This is a genomic window from Microcoleus sp. Z1_B2 (genome assembly GCF_036700325.1).
GTDB lineage: Bacteria > Cyanobacteriota > Cyanobacteriia > Cyanobacteriales > Microcoleaceae > Microcoleus.
In genome coordinates, this window is record NZ_JAUBOQ010000022.1 from 95144 (window position 1) to 113541 (window position 18398).

Genomic DNA, 18398 nt, shown 5'->3' on the forward strand with positions numbered 1-18398 from the left:
TGATTTTAGATTTTAGATTTGAGATTTTAGATTGATGGCTGTTTTGGGCCAAGTTGGGTTTAGCGCAATTTTGGCTCTACAGCTTGTTGATTTTAGATTTTAGATTTGAGATTTTAGGCAGTTACGGATAATTTGTAATAGGTAATTCGAGGTTAGAGCGATCGCCCTAGTTGAATCTAGTTTAAGATTGCTATAAGGCCTATAAAAATTTCAATGAAACTTTTAATTAGCAACGACGACGGCATCTTTGCACAAGGCATCCGTAGCCTCGCCAACGCTCTCGCCGCCGCTGGCCACGATGTGAGCGTAGTTTGTCCCGACAGAGAGCGCTCCGCTACCGGCCACGGCCTAACCCTGCACCAACCCATCCGCGCCGAAATTGTCGAATCTATTTTTGAGCCCGCAGTCCAAGCTTGGGCCTGTTCGGGTACTCCCGCCGACTGCGTGAAACTTGCTTTGTGGGCTTTACTTGACAAACCGCCAGATTTTGTCCTTTCCGGTATCAACCACGGGCCCAATTTAGGCACGGATATCATCTGTTCGGGCACGGTTTCGGCAGCAATGGAAGGAATTATGGAAGGTATTCCCAGCATTGCTTTCAGCCTCGCGAGCTTTACTTCGCAGGAATTTGGGCCGGCGGTGGATTTCGCTGTCAGCTTGCTGGCACAGTTGGAAAAACAGCCAATGGCGAAACCGATGCTGTTGAATGTCAACATACCGGCAGTCTCACAAGCAGAAATTACCGGAGTTGCGATCGCCCGTCAAGGCATTCGCCGCTATTTCGACATATTTCAAAAGCGCACCGATCCGCGCGGCAAAACTTATTATTGGCTGGCTGGGGAATTGTTAGAAGATGTAGAAGAAATCGCCGATTCGGCGGTGCCACATGATATTCCTACAGACGTACAAGCTATTCGCGACAACAGAATAACCGTAACTCCTTTGCAATATAATCTCACCTGTGCTCCAGACTTGCACTCGTTGCGGGATTGGCAATTTGCAGGTTTTCCCAAGCAGTGAGCTCCGATCGACCCGATTGGAGCGGTAAACTAGGAATTAAGGAAAAGTGCCTCTCAAGGTCTATACCTTAAGCGTTAACACAGGCTCCCAATTACTTGTTAGTTTTTTTTACTCAAGAAAAACAGTTATGAACGCTCCCACCTATAACACTCATTCTGTCACTTGCCCGATCTGCAACCGTTCCAGCGTCGTAGGCCCCGTCGGGATGGTCAGTGGACTATTCACTTGCCCCCACTGCCATTCTCATATGGTAATTAGCTGGAGCGGTCATTTTGTGCGCGATCCTTTTAGTCTCAAACAACTGACGGTAGGAAAGATGCTCAGGCGCGAGAGCAGACCCTTAGCTCGGATTCAGCGGGACTTTGGGCTGGGTAAGCCTTTGCCGCTGATTGCAATTTTGGGCAGTGTGGTCTTTTTCGGGTGTGTGCTCGCCGCTACGGAACAATCGCTACCCCGACAGAATTCACTTCAAGGATTTTTAGAGTGGGTGAGCGGAACTGGTAATTCCCAAGATATCTCACGTTAACATTTCTTAAAAAAGATTCTGACAGATACTGCGTGCAAATATCTAGTCCTTTAGGTAGAAATCACACTATTTTAGCCATTGCATCCATCTGAAGCTACGGGTAAGCGCTTAGACGCCGTGCCCTTCTTCCTGTGTCCAAAAACGTCAAAACCCCAGTCCGGCAGGGGTTTTAACCCCTGTAGGGAAAGCGCCGTACCCGTAGGTGTCAACTTAACGTGCAACCGATAGTCCGACAGTCCGACAGGGGTTGAAACCCCTGCCTCAAAGCTAAAGTCGTCTGAAGACGACTAATGAGTTTTTCAGTCCTCTTTGATAGGACTTTAGCTATAAGCCCTGTGGAAGATCATTCCCTGGCGAAGAGTGCCGGGTGAGCCGGAGGACTGGCGGACTAAAAGCTTAAGTTGACACGCCTACGGCGCTCGCCGTAGGCGTGTACTCAATTTAGAAACTCAGCAATTTTTCTAACTGCTGCTTCCAAAATTGCTGGCGACTCGACTAAGGCAAATCGCACGTAGCCTTCTCCTGATTTCCCGAAACCGGCACCGGGGGAAGCTGCGACTCCTGTACTCTGTACTAGCTGAGTGCAAAATTTCACGGAATCTTGGGCCCAAGGTTCCGGCAGTTTCGCCCAGACGTACATGGTGGCGGGGGGTACGGGTACTTGCCAGCCGATGCTCTGTAGCGCGTTTACAAAGGCATCCCGCCGTTTTCTGAAGGTTTCTACGCTGGTTCTGACGGTATCTTGAGGGCCTGTTAATGCGGAGATCGCTCCGTTCAAAATCCCTCGGTATTGGTTGAAGTCCACTGCGGCTTTTACCTGTCGCAGGGCTGCAATTAGTTCGGAATTGCCGATCGCATATCCGACTCGAAAACCTCCCATACTGTAGGATTTGGATAGTGTAAAAAACTCGATCGCCACACTCTTATCTCGATCCGCCTGAAAGATTGACGGCGCCATCAATTTTCGATATTCTTCCTCGTTACCAGAGGGCGGGCACGGGGGCACCGCCCCTACGGAATCGTCAAACACCAAATCTACATAAGGGAAATCGTGCACCAAAACCAGCCGATGTTCCCGACAAAAAGCCACGGCTTTCTCAAAAAAAGCAACCGGGGCGATCGCAGTTGTAGGATTGTGAGGATAGCTCAAAACCATCATTTTCGACTCAGCCAGCACTGCTGTCGGAATATCTTCAAATATCGGCAAAAACGCATTTTCTGCTAATATCGGCATCGGATAAATTTGACCGCCTGCCAAATGCACACCGCCCGCGTGGGAAGGATAGCCCGGATCGAGCAGCAAAGCAAAATCTCCAGGGTTGAGTACAGCTAAAGGCATATGCGCTGTGCCTTCTTGGGAACCAATTAACGGCAGCACTTCTGTTTCTGGATTGACTGATATCCCAAATTTTTGCTCGTACCAAATAGCTGCTGCTTCCCGAAAATCTCTTGTGCCGTTAAATAGCAAATAGCCGTGGGTGCTGGTGTCGGACAGAGAATGTGCGATCGCATCTGTAATATGAGCCGCCGCCGGCAAATCCGAAGAACCCAGAGACAAGTCAATCACATTTTGTCCCGCTGCTCTAGCTTGAGTTTTTGCCCGATCCATATCGGCAAATACATTAAATTGCAGTGGTTCTAAACGTTTAGCAAATTGCATATTTTCTATAGTTTTGTGGAATTTTAAGTAATGTTTTTATCTGAGCTAAATTATTTTTTATAGGGCCTTTTTATTGACTTTGGGATTTTTTTTAGTAACCGCAGAGAGCGCAGAGGGCGCAGAGCCAGAGAGGAATATGGAGGATAAAAGAGAGATGTTAAAAAAATATTTGCGATTTCTATAGTTGTAAGCTGTTGTTCATTTAAATTGCATATTTCGAGTCCCGATCAACAATCGTCAAATCCTCTCCCCCTCTCCTCTTCTCCCCCTCTCCCTCTCTAATACCATAGGCAATCTAGATGCAACACAGCTTAAGTTGGGAGTTGGAAACTCCCGAATCATTTCCAAACTTTATAAGTGAGCGTCGAGCAAACCGATCAAAGTTTGTTTAGTAATAGCTCCCTCGTGGGAAAGCACTACTTCGGCATTTTTAAACAGCCTGAGAGCTGGGACTCCTTCTACTTTATACTGCTTGACAGTAGTAGGATTGGGGTCAATTTCCATTTTAACCACTTTCAGCCGATCGCTGTAGTTGGCCGCCACCCAGTCTATCGAAGGCGCGATCAGTTTGCAAGGCCCGCACCAAGTAGCCCAAAAATAGGCAAGCACTGGTTGCTCTGCTTTCAGGACTTCTGTTTCAAATTTTTCGTCGTTAATGACAATTACACTGTTGCTCATGGTTCTGCGATTATTTTTTCTATTTATTTCTAAAGCACCGGCTGGCGTGAAACTTGCACCAACTTAGAAGACAGGCCCAAAAAACTGTTACTAATTTTAAAACATTCTGCGAATTATTGAGTAGAAACTAAGGACTGGGGGCTGATGGCTAATTCTGTATGGCGTTTGATTCCACTGTTGTCGGCGTCTGGTAGCGTGCAGATGGCGATCGACCAATGGCTACTGGAACAGCATCTAGCGGGCAAACATCCGCCAACTCTGCGATTTTACACTTGGCAACCGACGGCGATTTCCTTGGGCTACCACCAGCGCCGATGGCCGGAGTTTTGGCAGCAGTTGTCTTGGGAGGGAATGCCTGTGGATTTGGTGAGGAGGCCCAGCGGCGGGCGCGCCGTGCTGCATCAAGGGGATTTAACTTATGCAGTTGTGGCGTCGGGGTTTGGAAGCAGCCGTATGAAAGCTTATCAGACTATTTGCGAGTTTTTGATTGAGGGTTGGAGGGCGATGGGTTTGGATTTGCACTATGGGGAAGCTGGAAGGGGTTATATTCACAATCCGAATTGTTTTGGTACTGCGACGGGTGCGGATTTAGTTACCGCTGATGGCTGCAAGTTAATTGGTAGCGCGCAATTACGCAGGGGTGATGCAATTTTGCAGCACGGTTCGATGCGTTTGCAGCCGGATGTTTGTTTGTTTTCTCAAGTGTTTGGGGAGCAATTAATTCCTGTGCAATTACCTCTATCTCAAGGGGGAGATGATTTGATGGCCACTGTAATTGATGTTTTGAGTGCGGCGGCTTGTCGCTGTTTTGAAATTGATTTGGAGGTGCAGCCACTTTCGGATCGGGAATGGCAGGATATTTTGGAATTAACAAGTAATCAAGTGTTTCACATTTTTTAACCTGCATATTTGGGGTGGGCTTTCCTGCTACCTTTTGGGAACAGCCAAGATGGCCGTTCCACAAGAGCTTTCTGGGATAACTATTGTGGGTATACCGCCTTTTGGGAACAGCCAAGATGGCCGTTCCACAAGAAAAATTATTTGCTGTAGAATAGCCATCTTGGCTGTTACTGATACAAGTTAAAAACTTGTACAGTTATTTTTATTAAAAGTTTTCCGGGCCGTTGATCCGACGCCAAAAAAGTTAAATTTAAATGCAGTACCGCTTAGGGCTGTGGCGGAATTTGAACGATCGGCTCTTTGGCAATTTCGCCCAATTTCACAGAATCCAGCAAGCTTTCCCAATCAGCCTTGAACGTTGTATCATTAGGCTGATCGCGGCGAGCGGCAGCTAGGGTGCTGAGGGCATCTTGCCAAATCCCATTTTCAGCATAAATAACGGTTTTCTGGCGCGGATCTGCCTGATCTAATTGACGGCGGATATCTTCACTGAGTTCAACTCGCCGTACCGTACCGATTTCTATCTGATCTGCCGATCGGTCTAGAGAGTCGCAAATCACTGTAAAATTCCAAGTGTAACTTTTGCCTACTTCCAAGGGCGGCACATTTTGGTTGGCGGGGATACTAACGCCGATTACCCCTGATAAATTGCTAATTGTGAGCTCCTGTTTATAAATCTCCTTGCCGCTTTCATCTTGTAGGATAAATTCGGCTGATTCGGCCTCTGTTTGAGGCAAGTAGAAAAAGAACGTTGGATAGTCGGAAACAGTCCGTCCCATCTTATTTGTAGGCACTAAGGCTGTGAGACCTAGCTGACTAATGCTCGCGCAGCCACCGCGCACAGGCCGTCTCGGTTGAGTGGGGGGCCAATTATCTATATCTTCAGTAGGCGGAATGAAGCGCGGCCCTCCCGGTATAGGGTTGGGTGGGCGGTCAGGTGTGTTTATGCTGGGCTGTCCCACAACTGCCAATTGAGAAATGTTAAGTGTGGCTATCAATACTATTGAGCCAACTGATATCAGATTGATGAGAAACTTAGTAATTGTTTTCACATTAACTCCATGAATTTGTAGGGAGAGATTCTCTCTTTTTATTTCTTTTTCCTTCCCAAAACCCGGTAGACATTAACTTTTTGTTCCCTACCTCTTAAAGGCAAAGCTCCCCAAGATTCTACCTCAAATTTGTCGGCCAAATGCACAAAGGTTTCTTCTGCAATCAATATCCGGCAAGTGTCCTCGTGCCGCTCCTTTTCGCAGCTTTCTAGGCGAGAGGCAATATTTACGCTGTCGCCGATCACTCCATATTCTAAACGGGTTGTGCCTCCCAGACTACCCACCATCACAGGCCCTGTAAAGATGCCTACTCGCATTTTTACGGCCGGTAAACCGCGATGGAGCCAATTTTGATTCATTTCTGGCAAGCGCGAACTTATAGCTAAAGCGGAAGATACGGCAAGGCGAGCATCTTCTGCAATTTCTTCTGCTGTGGTGCGGGGAATGGGTACGCCAAATACTGCCAGCATTCCATCTCCGGTAAATTTATTAATCACGCCTTGATGTGCTTGGACTTCTTGGGCCATTGCTGATAAATACTCATTTAACCAACTCATTACCACTTCTGGCGCGAGTTTTTCGGAGATTGTACTAAAACCCTGCACGTCGGTGAGGACGATCGTAGCAGTAACTTTTTGACCGGGCAATAACCCTGATTCGAGCAGATGGACGCGCTCTTTCCACAAGGCATTTGCGATCGCGGGTGAAGTTTGTTGTCCTAATAATTTCATCACAATCCCTTGCTGTTGTCTCGACTGCTCGTATTTATAGGTAACTGCGACTCCTGCGGTGATTAAAAGGGCAAGGGCTGGAGCAATTAGAGGTATCCACCCCTGTTGTAGGAAGAGGAAAAAGGTGAATCCGAATAATGAGCCGCAAGCTACGATCGCGATCGCGATCAAATTCAGCGCTTTTTCTAGCCGCCAAGCTAAACAGCCACCCACTGCACTCCAAACCACAATCCAGAGGATTTCTTGCCATTCATCCCAATACCAAAATAGCCCTTGGCCGTCTAAAACTGCACTGAGAATTTGGCTGGTGGCCGTTGCGTGAATTAATACCCCAGGCGTCGGGATATTACCGTTTTTAGTAGCGCTGTAAGGGGTAGAAAAAATATCTTTTACTGTTGGGGCTGTCACCCCGATTAAGACTATTTTATCTTTTACCAAGTTGGGGTCTACTTTGCCCTCCAAAACTTGAGTTATGGTCACGGTTTCTGCTATCTTTTTAGGAGAGCGGTAAGTGAGCAATATTTGATAGCCTTGGGCAGGAATGTTTTGATAACCTCCTGAGTTTGAGCGCAACTTTGAAAATACTGTTTTATCTACTAAGAATTCATTGTTTTCTGTAGCTTTATATTCTATATTTTTGCTATCAAAATATGCAAAAGCTAGCCTGGAGGGAAATGAATAAAACGTGTTTTTACCATCGCCAATAGACATCACATTACGACGCACTATACCATCTGGATCGAGATACAAATCGTTAAATCCTACCCGCTTGTCTGGTATGTTGGGAGGTGGCTGGACTCGATCGTACTTTAAGGAGCCGATGAAGGTAATGGGAAATACTTTGGGGTTTTTCAGTTGAGTTGCTAATTCAGCAGTCCCCGGTTCGTAGGGAATATCACGAATTATATCGAGACCAATAGCTGTGGGTTCCAAACGCGCTATTTCGGCGATCGCTTTTGCTAAAACGCGATCGGAAATTGGCCATCTGTTTAAAGCACTAATGTCCCGATCGGTGATTTCAACTATCAGCAACCTGGGGTCAGGGCCGCGATCTTGCCCCAACTGCACCATGAGGTCGTAAGCATTTAATTCTAGTGGCTGCAACCCGCCTAAATGCCTCACTCCCAATAGAGTTCCGGTCACGACAATCCAGATGATAGCAACAGGTTGCAAGTCAGCGTTGGGGAATAAATAAGTTAAATTTTTCCCAAGTCCCTCCGCAAATTTATGATAAATTCTCTTAAAGAATTGGGGCATAAAATTTAGTGTTTCAACCCTGAGTCACAAAGTATGCTACATCTTAACCGATCGCTGATGCCCCTTACTGATGCCAAATTTTTAGTTTTCTTGTGCAGTTTTGGCGATCGCACTTAATTGCAATCCCTGCGGATAGCTGTTTTCTTCTTTGCTGCGCTTGATGTCGGCCATTGAAATCTGTGGTTTGAGGTATTTTGCTAAAACTTTAACCACGTCGCCCCGATCGATCGTCCCCACTACTGAACCAATCGGCGAGAGGACGATGATTCGGGGGAGTTGACGGGCTTCCATGCTGTTAATTACTTCTGCAAGGGAGGCTTTTTCGGAGACTGTGGGGGTTTTTCCCAGGGGTTTCAAAATGTTGTGCAAAGTCTGAATTTGCCATTGACTGCGTTCTGTGAAGCGAATATCGTCGATCGACACTAAGCCCAAATCCCGGCCGTTGGTCGCAGCAATATAAAATGGAAACGGATTGACTTCTAACAAATATCGATCGGCAAATTCTCGCAGAGTCAAATCTGCATCTACAACTCGAAACTCGCGACTCATCGCATCGCTGGCTTTAATTTTGAGCAGGGCTTCTTGCAGCGAAGTAACTTGGCTATAAGCAGTGGCATTGCGAATGCCAAACCAGCCAATCAGTGCAATCCACAAGCCGCCGTACTCCCGCGCTAAAAAGCATAAACTCAGACCCAAAGCAACAGCCAGCCAACCTAAAACTTGTCCTGTTTTTGCCGCCCAGCGAACGCCGGCAAATCGAGATCCGGTGATTTTCCAAATTGCTGCTTTTAAAACTTGTCCTCCATCCAAAGGCAGACCGGGAATTAAGTTAAATAATCCCAAAACGAGATTGATTAGTGCTACCCTTTCGGTGACAATTGCTAGCAAACTTTGCGGGGGAAGAACTTGAGAACCCAAACCGAGGATTAAAAACAGCGCAAAGCTGACTAGAGGGCCGGCAATGGCTACTTGAAAAGCTTGACCGGGAGTTTTGGATTCCGAGTCGATCGAAGCTACTCCGCCAAATAAGAATAAGGTAATAGAATTAACTTTAATGCCTTGCGATATCGCCGCCAAGCTGTGTCCGAGTTCGTGCAAGAGCACGGAAGCAAACAGTAGCAGAGCTATTGCTAACCCCGCACTCCAGGAGAGCGCAGGCCCCCACAGGCGGTAACTGCTGGCGTATTCGCGGGTTGCTAAGGCTAAAATTATAAACCACGAATAATCTATAACTAGGGGGATGCCAAATAAAGAGCCGATTCGCCAACCTGTCTGCATGAATTTTCCTGGGAAAGGAGAGCAAGAAAGAGTTTCTATTATATCTTTTCTCACCCCTTGCCTTTGCCTTTCCCCTGATTTTTACAGAACTCCGGCGTTACCCAAGCCCAAGATTACTCCGGCTCCGAGCAAGTGGCCGAAGCTGGCTGTTGCCAGCAATTCTGGTACGCCGAAGCCTTTGAACATTCCAGGGAGTGCCACGGGTAAAGCTGGGCCCTTGCCTCGGTTTTGCTTGGAGATGCCGTAGTAGCCGATCGTGATCGCCAGCAAATTGCATAAAATCATTGTCAGTCCTACCAGTGGCGACCACTCTGGTGTTGAGGGAGCGGTAGATTGTACGGCTAACAGCAAAGATGAGGTGATCATGTTCTTATCTCCTGATTTCACAGATAAATTGATTTCCAAAATTATAAAAAGCGGTTTGCATTAAACTAAGATTTGTTTTAATAGTTAACAATTCGTTGATATTTTGATACAAATTCGGAAGGGAGGAGTCGGATTGCGGGTTAAAATTTGCGGAATCACTAAATTAGACCAAGGAATTGCGATCGCCCGCTTGGGAGCCCAGGCTTTAGGGTTTATCTGCGTGCCGGCTTCCCCCCGCTATGTCAGCCCAGAAACAATTCGCCTGATTGTCGAGCAATTGCCGGAAAATGTCGATCGCATCGGCGTTTTTGCCAACACCACAATAGAAAATATCTGTCAAGTAGCGGCAGAGTCAAATTTAAGCGGGGTGCAGTTGCATGGAGATGAAACAGCGGAATATTGCGATCGACTGCGGGAGTTTTTACCGGGAATTGAAATTATCAAAGCCCTGAGAGTTAAGACTCCTGAAACTCTAGCCACCGCTGCTGTTTATGCTGTTCGTGTTGATACTTTACTGCTGGATGCTTACCATCCAGGGCAATTGGGCGGTACTGGTAAAACGATCGACTGGATGATGTTATCAGAGTTTAGACCGCAGTGTCCTTGGCTGCTGGCGGGCGGTTTAACACCCGATAATATTTTAAATGCAATTGATAGCGCGATCGGCAATAACTTCAGCGGTGTTGACCTTTCTAGCGGCGTAGAAATAGCGCCGGGAGATAAAGATTTGACCAAAGTTGCTCAGTTGTTTGCTAATTTAAGTCAACTTGCTAATCATTGATACAGCATATTTCATGTAAATGTAGAACGCGAGAAACCGGGTTTCTTAAACAGTATCACTAATGATACGAGAACTGTAAAGAAACCCGGTTTCTGGGGTGTAGTTCATAAACCTGGAATACGCTGTAAATTGGCAATACCAAATTCGCGCTTTTTATGCGATTCATTCTTTAGTCTGCGCGAGCGAAGCCTGCCTTATACAAGGCAGAACTCGTTTCTACAGTAGCAATTTCAACCGCAGTCTATGCCGTTTAGGATCGCGAATTAAATAACTTACAATTTTAATTGTTATTGTGGGATGGGCGGGACGCCCGTCCTTTTTGGACGGGCGTCCCGCCCATCCCACTTTCAAGAGTGGAAGTTATTTAATTCTCATTCCTTATTCTTTTATCGCCGGATCTCAAAAGTACGCGCGGCGGAGCTATCGTCAAGGGAATCGCCCTCCGGGTCTTCGTATTCCAAAACCAACTCGCTCACCCTAGCACCGCTGGGGCCGCCTCGGCACCAACTAATCATTTGTTCAACAGCTTTTTTGGAGCCTTCAAAGACAGCTTCGACGCGCCCGTCGGGGAGATTTCTTACCCAGCCGCCCAGGCCGAAATACTTTGCTTGATTCTTCGTTGAATATCGGTATCCTACTCCTTGAACTAATCCCGAAACAAAAACGCGGACTCTGACGGGCGGCAATGATTGGTTTTGCATAATAAACGGCTCAACTTACTGCTAACATCTGTTTGAAAATTTTAAGGATCGGTTTGATTATGTTAAATTTTAGCGCGATGGTGCTGCCGGGATTCCTGATACGCCGCGTCACCCTGGCTTTTTCAACTATTCCCGATGTCACTGATTGGCTGGTTGCAGCTATGCTCGCGCTGGTTTACACTTCGATCGCTCTTTCCATTGGTTTTTGGTCAGGATTTCTAAAAGTAGACGTGCAAACCTCTCGGCGTACAATTGTGGGAGTGCTCGTTGGCTGTTTGTTAAGTCCGGGCATCACCGAGGAGTTATTGTTCCGGGTGTTAATGCTGCCGCACCCGTTTGAGAAGGCTTCTGGGTTAATGCTGTGGTTTTGGGGATGTGCGAGTTTGGCGGTTTTTGTAGTTTACCACCCGCTGAACGCGCTGACTTTTTACCCGGTTGGTCGATCGACCTTTATGAATCCAGTATTTTTGCTACTGGCGGCAATTTTGGGAGTTGCGTGCTCCCTCGCATACCTGCAAAGCGGTTCTATCTGGCCTGCGGTGGCGCTTCACTGGCTCGCAGTGACAGCCTGGCTGTTGCTACTGGGCGGTTACAGGAGGCTATATGGTTAAATGTAAAAAGTCCAGCATCACTATTTTGTCGGGAGGATCTCAGTTGTGGGTATCATCGGAGCGATCGTAGGTTTTTTGGCAGGGGTAGCAGTTGCTTACTGGTTAGTGGAAAAGCGCTTAAAGAAGCAAAAGCAAGAATACTTGCAGCAAACTCGCAGAATTACTGAGGAAATAGAATTAGCTCAGATGTCTCGGGTGCAACAAGCTGTAGAATCTCAGAAAGGAGAACGGGAAAATCAGCTTAGAAAAGCTACTATCGAACACGAAAATTTACTCAGACAAGTTACTACCCAATACGAAAACCAGCTCAAACAAGTTGCGGCTCAATATGAAAATCAGCTCCAACAAGTTTTGGCAGAACGCGACAGTCAGCTCCAACAAGTTTTGGCCGAACGCGAGAGTCAGGTCCAACCACTTGCCAGCGTAGACGAGTACGAGCTGCGACGACAAATCAGCGAGGAATTAGAAGCCGCTAACAATGCTAGGATGCAGCAAAATATCCAATCTTTGCAAGCCGAACACGAACATCACTTACTCAGAGTTGCTGACGAATTGCATCTAAATTATCAAGCTCAGATGGAGCAACATTTGCAAAACTTGCAAAATGAACACGAAATTCGCTTGAGGCAAACTGCCGAGGAATATGAGAACCGCGAGGTTGAGCTGCAGTTAAATATGGAGGCTTTGCAAGAGCAATACGAGAGTCAGTTGCAAGCGGCTCACGAGCAGTTGAGAGCTCACGAAGCTCAGATGCAAGCTACTATCAGGTCTTTGCAAGAGCAGTACGAGAGTAATGTACAACAAGAAGTCCCGGAGCAGCAGTTTAGTCAGTTAAATTCAACAGAATTTGCCGAAGGTGTATCACAAGAAGAAGTTTGGCAGGAACTGTCAAGTGAGTTAAATCAAACAGAAGTTGAAGAAGAGTTAAATTACACAGGTTTTTCAGAACCACAACCCATTGATTTACATCAACCCGAAGTCGAACAACAGCTTCCAATTACCAGACAAGCACCAAGCTATTCCCTACCGCAGTTGATGGGATGTGTTCAAAGTCAGGACAAAGAAACCCGGAAGTTTGCAGCGTCTGCTTTAGGTAAAATGGCTGCTGCTAATGCTCTGAGATCCGAAGGTCAGCGAGCAATAGAAACCTTGGGAAAATTAGCTCAAGATATTCACCCGGAGGTGCGCGAAGCTGCTGTGGAAGCACTAGCAATGATTAAGTCGGAAAAAGTGATTCCGCTGCTACAAAAAGCTTTGCGAGATATAGATAGCGGTGTGGCTAAATCGGCAAGTGCTGCGCTCAATAAGTTTAAGTTTTATCCGCGCACTCCGGCGGCTAAGCCGAAAACTGTTGATGTAAAGAAACCAAAGCGTTAAGCATTTACGAGCATAAATATAGCAATTGTAAATTGCTTACAACCCAGTAGGGAACCCACATTGTGGTGTCCTTACCGAGGTGCTATATTTCACTCCATTTCAATTACTACCACAAACTGTGGAGGTTGGGTTGACGAAAGAAATCAAACTCAATTATTCGATCGACAACTCGCCCAATTTTTAGCAGACATAGCAGACACCCCGCTGTTTAAAACCGTAGGCTGAAACCTTTTTTAGCAACTGGCGATTGAAATCGCTTCTTGTATCTTCACGCATCCTGTAGGGGCGGGTTTTACCAATCATCTATGCCAGAAACCAACAATATAATAAACCCGCCCCCACTTGGGCGGCAAATCCGAATCTACATTTTTTGGATTCGCTCGAATATCAGGTTAATCTGGGTTATCGGTGGTGTGGGGGCGGGTTTACAAGATTGTTTGCGGTTATCAAATATTGTTGGTAAAACCCGCCCCTACAGTTAACTCGCGACTGATGACTAATTTAAAATCGCTGCTTTGTACCGAGTATAAGTTTGAGGTCGCCGGAGTCGCTAACAGCCATATCTAAGCGAATTAATCCAAAGGACGATCGCACCCTCACACCCAGCCCAACACCCGCCCCAGTCCCCGGTTTGTCCCTGACTACGGCCGGTTTTCCCAGTACACTATCTCCCGTTCCCAAATCCGACGCAAAATCAGCAAATATCACGCCGCCAACATCCCTCCCGACAGGAAACCGATATTCACCCGAAGCTAAAAAATAACTCCTGCCACTGCCAATATCCCCGCTATCGTAACCCCGCACAGAATTGCGACCGCCGAGGCGAAAAGCTTCCGTTGGTGGCAAATCCCCGATTACCGTGCCCGCTTGCAAGTTAAAAGCCAGCATTTCGGGCAAGGCTTCGGACTCGCTGATGCCGAGCAAAGTTACTGGTACATAATGTATATAATTTGCTAACAGCCTGTTACTCACAATGTTACCTCGTCCCAGAGGTATCGACTGCTCGGTGCTGAGGCTCAGAATCGAGCCGCTGGTGGGGTTGAAGGGATTGTCCCGCCGATCGAGCATCGCACCAAAAGAAACAGTGTATAACTCGTCAACGCCGCTGCCACTGAATGTGAGAGGATTGCCGAGTTCGTCGCGACGGGCGATATTTAAGTTGCGATCGCGCGTACTGATGTTTGTATAATTCAGTCCCAAAGTCGATTGCCAATCGCCCAAAGGTCTGGTAAACCTGAGATTTCCCCCCATCCGAATTTCCCGAACTCGGTTCCCGTTGGGCAAATCAATATCTTTGTTGAAAATTTCCGATATTCTGCGATCGCCAAAAGCTCTCACACTGTATCCCAAACGGTCTTCGGCGGCAACGTAAGGGCTGACAAACTGGACATCGTACTGGATACCTCGGAGGCTGGGCTCAAGTTCCACCGCCAGCCGCTGGGGGTTTGTGCCGAAAGTTCGATCGGTATAGGAAAGAGGAACAGCAACGCCAACATCATCACTAAGACTGGCACTCACGCTAAAAGAGCGAGCCGATCGCTCTTGAACGTTGTAGATTACATTAACATCCGTGCCAACTTCTTCGATCGAAACCGTAACTTTCTCAAACAATCCCAATTGCTGCAACTGCTGTAAATCCGATCGTACAACTTCCCGGCTGTAGTTATCCCCCGCCTTGAGTTTGAGCTCACCTCGGATAAAATCTTCCGAAATTCTGCCCTCAATTCGATTCCCTTTTCTATCAACAGCTTCGCCTCTGGAATTGACAAAGCGAATTTTCACCTCAGCAACGTAAACGCCTTCAGCATTGCCCGCTTGACTGATTTGTAGAGTACCGCCTAGCTGTCTGGCGTTGCTGTTTACTGCTTCGGGGATTTCAGCGTTGGTCGCGATCGTCGCCGGAGTTTTTAACAGAGATGTAAAATCTTTATTGTGGTTGGACTTGAGTGAGGGCGATTCCCTAGGGGATAGCTGCGCCCCGCGTACTTCAGCCAACATTCCTGTGCCACCAAACAATTCATCTCTTGTGGAACGGGCATCTTGCCCGTTCTGGACAGATGCTGCACCGTTCTTGACAGATGCTGCACCATTTTCAATCAGCTTTTGATGAACAGGCAAGATGCCTGTTCCACAAAACAATTCATCTCTTGTGGACCGGGCATCTTGCCCGTTCTGGAGAATGGTGCCAGATGTGAGACTCACCTCATCCTCCTCCCTCTGTGCTCTTGTGGGACAGGCGTCTCGCCTGTCAATTTCTGCGGTTCCCTCTCTAAACTGGGCCTCAGTCGGTGCGGCACTCGGATCGATCGCCCCGGCTGCCAATTCGCCGCCAGCCAGCCCAGCCAAAGTCAAAAATGCAATAATCGGAATTCGCATAGACATTAAATTTAAAGCATACCCAACGCATATTACCCAAAACCTGGCCCCCTGCATAATTAGCCGAAAAGAAACCCGGTATTGTTGAGGCTACCGGGTTTCTGGGATGCTGAAATGTCGGAAAGTTCGACCGCGGGCGATCGTAAATTGGGGAAACCGAAAATTTGTTTAAATAGCTTGTCGAGAAACACGTTTCTCAAAATGAGCCTGAGTCTGCTGCAACAGTTGTTCGCGACTATCCTTAGCGGTGGTAATGGTAGGGAGCAAGTTGCGAGCTTGTAAAGTCATGTGAAGCTGTAGGTGTGCTACGTACTCACTGACATCTTCGCGAAGAGAGCAAGCCGGGTACTGTCTTAAAGTAGAGTTCAAAGTGTTCTCCTGCTTTGGGTTTGTAGTATTTTCTAATAATCATAGACAATATCATGGTCTATTTCTAACTGTGTACTCCGTAATGAAGTTTAACCTTTGGACTGCTTTTTTGTTACAATCCTTTACAAAGATTCCTGACCGATCGGGAGTCGATCGCCATGCAGTCTCAAGCACCTGTAGAACAAGCGCACACATTAAGTACATTTGTCAATAGCAGCAGCCAAACAGCCACCTACCTCGACATCGGGTGCGGCAGACTCTTATTGATGCTGCAGAGTGTCTTAGGAGAAAAGACTTGCTGGCTGCCATTAATTGAGTTACTGCAATCTCAGTTTCGGTGCATTAGTTTAGATATGTTGGGTTTTGGAGAATCCAGCAAACCAGAAATCCGCTACGACGTAGCTGTAGAAGTTGCTTTTGTGCGGCAAGTTGTAGAACAACTAAATATCGAACCTTGCTGCATCATCGGACATTCTTTTGGCGGTTGGGTAGCATCTGCATATTCCCTCAAATATCCTAATTCTGTGAGCAGTTTAGTGTTAGCAGCACCAGCCGGAATTCGGGACGACAGTTTTTGCGGTGAATACGATGCTTTGCGGCCGCTATTGTGGGAAACTCCAGTTGTTGATTGGGCATTGCAGTTGGCAAAACCTTTTGCGAGTTTAGCGGGAAAAAGTGAGAAATTGCAGCAAATTTCGGGGTGGCGCAGGGAGTTGATATCTCAACCAGTAGCAAGGTCATTGTTAATGAGTCGGATGCAGCCAGAAGATGCAGTTGATACAGTAGAAAAAGAAATTCACAAATTGCAAATTCCTACCTTAGTTATCGCAGCAGATAGTGACGAAACAATTCCTCTATGGCACTGTGAAACCTAGGCTAACAAGATACCGGGGGCAGAGTTAGCAATTATTCCCAATGCCACTCACGGGTTGCCGCAAACTCAAGCTCCAATTATGGCGAAGTTGACTTGTGAATTTTTGAATAATTAAGAAAAACTGTGCAAGAAGCCGAATCATAAAAATTGTGATAAGCCACAAATGGAAAATAATTGTGTTTTAGTATACTACTTTATTAGGAAATACAGAATATATTGATTAGTGTATTATACAATTTTTTTTATGGCTCTTAAATCTTGTGTCAGCAGGAGCTACAGACATTTAGTGGAGTCGGGGGTATTACCAATGGCAGCACTGAGCAACTACTTTAATCTGGAAGAAATTACGACAGCCAGAAAAATTAGTGCTGCGGTAATTAACATCAGCGGCCGCCAGCGAATGCTTTCCCAACGAACGGCTTTTTTTTGCATGAGGTTAGTTGGCTCTCAGAATGGCGTAGAAAGAGCCAAGCTGCGGGGGAATTTGTTAGAGGCGATCGAGCTTATGGAAAAATCCCACCGCGACTTAATTAATACTAGCAGCAGCCTCAACTTATTGAGTCCCCCTTCAGCCACCGTCAAGGCCATGTATTTTGAGCCACCACTGTATTTAGACAAACAAGTACGCGCATATATCGATCGAATAAAAGCCTTGGTGCAAGTTCCTGATGCCGAACTCAGGCTGGAAAATCCCCACCTGCTGTACATTGTCGAAGCAGCGGGCGGCGACTTGCTAGAAGCTTTCGATGCCGTAGTGAGTCAATACCAGCAAGAAAGCGAAATCGAACAATTTGAAATCGACCTTAAACAGGTAGAACTTTATCAAGAAAGTTGTGCTGCTACCTCGAAAGCGGAAGCTCAAGCAGCCCAGCTCGATCGCGCACTTTGCGAACTAAAACAAACTCAAGCTCAACTCCTCCACAGCGAAAAAATGTCTTCGCTGGGGGCGCTAATGGCTAGTATCGTCCACGAAATTAATAACCCAGTTAGTTTTATTTACGGCAACTTGAGCCATGCGGAAATTTATACTCAAGATTTGCTACACCTGCTGCGCCTCTATCGAGAATACTGTCCAAATCCCTGTCCCGAAATCACAGCTAAAATCGCAGAGATAGATCTTGATTTTCTAGTTGAAGACTTGCCTAAAGTTATGTCTTCCATGCAAATGGGTTCCAATCGCATTCGCGAAATTGTCAAATCTATGGGCAATTTTTCGCGAACCGATAACACTAACATGACCATGTGCGACTTGCACGACAGCATTGACAGCACCGTGTTAATTTTGCGAAACCGTCTCAATTCTCAAATAGATCGTCGCGACATTCAAGTAATTAAAAAATATGGAAAGTTGCCTCCTGTAGAGTGTTATTCAGGACAGCTAAATCAAGTATTTATGAATCTAATTACCAACGCGATCGATGCTTTGGACGAGGTAGCACAAAATCAGCCCAATGCTGCGCTAAAAATTTTTATCAGCACAGAATTAGCTGGCCCCGATCGCGTGAGAGTGCGGATTGCTGACACGGGAACCGGAATGACACCACAGATAAAAGAGCGAATGTTCGAGCAGTTTTTCACCACCAAGGAAATCGGTAAAGGTACCGGTTTAGGATTGTCTATTGTCTACAAAATCTTAGTAGAGAATCACCGAGGCTCGCTTCGGTGCGAGTCGGAACCCTGCAAGGGAACCGAGTTTATCATGGAACTGCCGATCCAGCAAACTTAAGCAATTTACTAATCCTCGAAATTTATCTATTTTAACTATGTGTGGCACGGGCGTCCCGCCTGTGTTAACTGTGGCACGGGCGTCCCGCCTGTGTTAACTGTGGCACGGGCGTCCC

Annotated in this window: 17 protein-coding genes; 8 read left to right on the plus strand and 9 right to left on the minus strand. The window is 46.7% G+C overall.

Annotated elements, in window-relative coordinates:
• Nucleotides 1–213: 213 nt before the first annotated feature.
• Both surE and QT984_RS15065 read left to right on the plus strand, forming a co-directional pair.
• Complete coding sequence (gene surE, locus QT984_RS15060; protein WP_333052936.1) at nucleotides 214–1020, plus strand: 5'/3'-nucleotidase SurE; 807 nt, start codon at nucleotides 214–216, stop codon at nucleotides 1018–1020.
• 127 nt (nucleotides 1021–1147) lie between these two features.
• The gene (locus QT984_RS15065) at nucleotides 1148–1546 is read left to right on the plus strand and encodes a hypothetical protein (RefSeq protein WP_333052937.1); all 399 of its coding nucleotides are present in this window, start codon (nucleotides 1148–1150) and stop codon (nucleotides 1544–1546) included.
• A 436-nt stretch (nucleotides 1547–1982) separates the two neighbouring features.
• Here QT984_RS15065 and QT984_RS15070 read toward each other — a convergent pair whose 3' ends face one another.
• Nucleotides 1983–3206, minus strand: a complete 1224-nt coding sequence (locus tag QT984_RS15070; protein WP_333374313.1) for an LL-diaminopimelate aminotransferase — start codon at nucleotides 3204–3206, stop codon at nucleotides 1983–1985.
• A 351-nt stretch (nucleotides 3207–3557) separates the two neighbouring features.
• Nucleotides 3558–3884, minus strand: coding sequence for a thioredoxin domain-containing protein (locus QT984_RS15075; protein WP_333374315.1), 327 nt, complete (start codon nucleotides 3882–3884; stop codon nucleotides 3558–3560).
• Nucleotides 3885–4028: 144 nt separating this feature from the next.
• Here QT984_RS15075 and QT984_RS15080 point away from each other — a divergent pair, with 144 nt between their 5' ends.
• Nucleotides 4029–4784: a biotin/lipoate A/B protein ligase family protein gene (locus tag QT984_RS15080; protein ID WP_333052941.1), complete on the plus strand. Its 756-nt coding sequence runs from the start codon at nucleotides 4029–4031 to the stop codon at nucleotides 4782–4784.
• A gap of 266 nt (nucleotides 4785–5050) precedes the next feature.
• Here the strand turns inward: QT984_RS15080 and QT984_RS15085 are convergent, their stop codons facing one another.
• The 4 genes from QT984_RS15085 to psaK all read right to left on the minus strand — a co-directional run bounded on the left by QT984_RS15085 (nucleotide 5051) and on the right by psaK (nucleotide 9468).
• Nucleotides 5051–5836: a DUF928 domain-containing protein gene (locus QT984_RS15085; protein ID WP_333374317.1), complete on the minus strand. Its 786-nt coding sequence runs from the start codon at nucleotides 5834–5836 to the stop codon at nucleotides 5051–5053.
• 38 nt (nucleotides 5837–5874) lie between these two features.
• Complete coding sequence (locus QT984_RS15090; RefSeq protein WP_333374319.1) at nucleotides 5875–7824, minus strand: adenylate/guanylate cyclase domain-containing protein; 1950 nt, start codon at nucleotides 7822–7824, stop codon at nucleotides 5875–5877.
• 81 nt (nucleotides 7825–7905) lie between these two features.
• Nucleotides 7906–9102, minus strand: a complete 1197-nt coding sequence (locus QT984_RS15095; RefSeq protein ID WP_333052947.1) for a site-2 protease family protein — start codon at nucleotides 9100–9102, stop codon at nucleotides 7906–7908.
• 81 nt (nucleotides 9103–9183) lie between these two features.
• The gene (gene psaK, locus QT984_RS15100; RefSeq protein ID WP_333040629.1) at nucleotides 9184–9468 is read right to left on the minus strand and encodes a photosystem I reaction center subunit PsaK; all 285 of its coding nucleotides are present in this window, start codon (nucleotides 9466–9468) and stop codon (nucleotides 9184–9186) included.
• Nucleotides 9469–9601: 133 nt separating this feature from the next.
• On the opposite strand from psaK, the gene QT984_RS15105 reads away from it, so the two are divergent.
• Nucleotides 9602–10249: a phosphoribosylanthranilate isomerase gene (locus QT984_RS15105; protein ID WP_333374321.1), complete on the plus strand. Its 648-nt coding sequence runs from the start codon at nucleotides 9602–9604 to the stop codon at nucleotides 10247–10249.
• Between the two features lie 386 nt (nucleotides 10250–10635).
• Here QT984_RS15105 and QT984_RS15110 read toward each other — a convergent pair whose 3' ends face one another.
• Nucleotides 10636–10950, minus strand: coding sequence for an acylphosphatase (locus QT984_RS15110; protein WP_333260078.1), 315 nt, complete (start codon nucleotides 10948–10950; stop codon nucleotides 10636–10638).
• A 59-nt stretch (nucleotides 10951–11009) separates the two neighbouring features.
• Here QT984_RS15110 and QT984_RS15115 point away from each other — a divergent pair, with 59 nt between their 5' ends.
• Both QT984_RS15115 and QT984_RS15120 read left to right on the plus strand, forming a co-directional pair.
• On the plus strand, nucleotides 11010–11561 hold the full coding sequence (locus QT984_RS15115) for a CPBP family glutamic-type intramembrane protease (protein WP_333052950.1): 552 nt from the start codon (nucleotides 11010–11012) through the stop codon (nucleotides 11559–11561).
• A gap of 45 nt (nucleotides 11562–11606) precedes the next feature.
• Complete coding sequence (locus QT984_RS15120; RefSeq protein ID WP_333052951.1) at nucleotides 11607–12938, plus strand: HEAT repeat domain-containing protein; 1332 nt, start codon at nucleotides 11607–11609, stop codon at nucleotides 12936–12938.
• A 501-nt stretch (nucleotides 12939–13439) separates the two neighbouring features.
• Here QT984_RS15120 and QT984_RS15125 read toward each other — a convergent pair.
• Nucleotides 13440–15371: a BamA/TamA family outer membrane protein gene (locus QT984_RS15125; RefSeq protein ID WP_445243071.1), complete on the minus strand. Its 1932-nt coding sequence runs from the start codon at nucleotides 15369–15371 to the stop codon at nucleotides 13440–13442.
• Between the two features lie 111 nt (nucleotides 15372–15482).
• Nucleotides 15483–15683 (minus strand): hypothetical protein, encoded by a 201-nt coding sequence (locus QT984_RS15130; protein WP_333052954.1) that lies wholly within the window; start codon nucleotides 15681–15683, stop codon nucleotides 15483–15485.
• Between the two features lie 158 nt (nucleotides 15684–15841).
• Between QT984_RS15130 and QT984_RS15135 the strand changes: the two genes are divergently transcribed.
• Both QT984_RS15135 and QT984_RS15140 read left to right on the plus strand, forming a co-directional pair.
• A complete protein-coding gene (locus QT984_RS15135; protein WP_333233978.1) occupies nucleotides 15842–16558 on the plus strand; it encodes an alpha/beta hydrolase in 717 nt (238 codons plus the stop codon).
• A 243-nt stretch (nucleotides 16559–16801) separates the two neighbouring features.
• Nucleotides 16802–18283: an ATP-binding protein gene (locus QT984_RS15140; RefSeq protein ID WP_333052956.1), complete on the plus strand. Its 1482-nt coding sequence runs from the start codon at nucleotides 16802–16804 to the stop codon at nucleotides 18281–18283.
• Nucleotides 18284–18398 lie beyond the last annotated feature (115 nt).

Excerpts from the sequence above, each read along its gene's own strand:
- surE (WP_333052936.1), top strand. The coding sequence starts at position 214 with ATGAAACTTTTAATTAGCAACGACGACGGCATCTTTGCACAAGGCATC.
- QT984_RS15065 (WP_333052937.1), top strand. The coding sequence starts at position 1,148 with ATGAACGCTCCCACCTATAACACTCATTCTGTCACTTGCCCGATCTGC.
- QT984_RS15070 (WP_333374313.1), bottom strand. The coding sequence starts at position 3,206 with ATGCAATTTGCTAAACGTTTAGAACCACTGCAATTTAATGTATTTGCC.
- QT984_RS15075 (WP_333374315.1), bottom strand. The coding sequence starts at position 3,884 with ATGAGCAACAGTGTAATTGTCATTAACGACGAAAAATTTGAAACAGAA.
- QT984_RS15080 (WP_333052941.1), top strand. The coding sequence starts at position 4,029 with ATGGCTAATTCTGTATGGCGTTTGATTCCACTGTTGTCGGCGTCTGGT.
- QT984_RS15090 (WP_333374319.1), bottom strand. The coding sequence starts at position 7,824 with ATGCCCCAATTCTTTAAGAGAATTTATCATAAATTTGCGGAGGGACTT.
- QT984_RS15095 (WP_333052947.1), bottom strand. The coding sequence starts at position 9,102 with ATGCAGACAGGTTGGCGAATCGGCTCTTTATTTGGCATCCCCCTAGTT.
- psaK (WP_333040629.1), bottom strand. The coding sequence starts at position 9,468 with ATGATCACCTCATCTTTGCTGTTAGCCGTACAATCTACCGCTCCCTCA.
- QT984_RS15110 (WP_333260078.1), bottom strand. The coding sequence starts at position 10,950 with ATGCAAAACCAATCATTGCCGCCCGTCAGAGTCCGCGTTTTTGTTTCG.
- QT984_RS15115 (WP_333052950.1), top strand. The coding sequence starts at position 11,010 with ATGTTAAATTTTAGCGCGATGGTGCTGCCGGGATTCCTGATACGCCGC.
- QT984_RS15125 (WP_445243071.1), bottom strand. The coding sequence starts at position 15,371 with ATGCAGGGGGCCAGGTTTTGGGTAATATGCGTTGGGTATGCTTTAAAT.
- QT984_RS15135 (WP_333233978.1), top strand. The coding sequence starts at position 15,842 with ATGCAGTCTCAAGCACCTGTAGAACAAGCGCACACATTAAGTACATTT.
- QT984_RS15140 (WP_333052956.1), top strand. The coding sequence starts at position 16,802 with ATGGCTCTTAAATCTTGTGTCAGCAGGAGCTACAGACATTTAGTGGAG.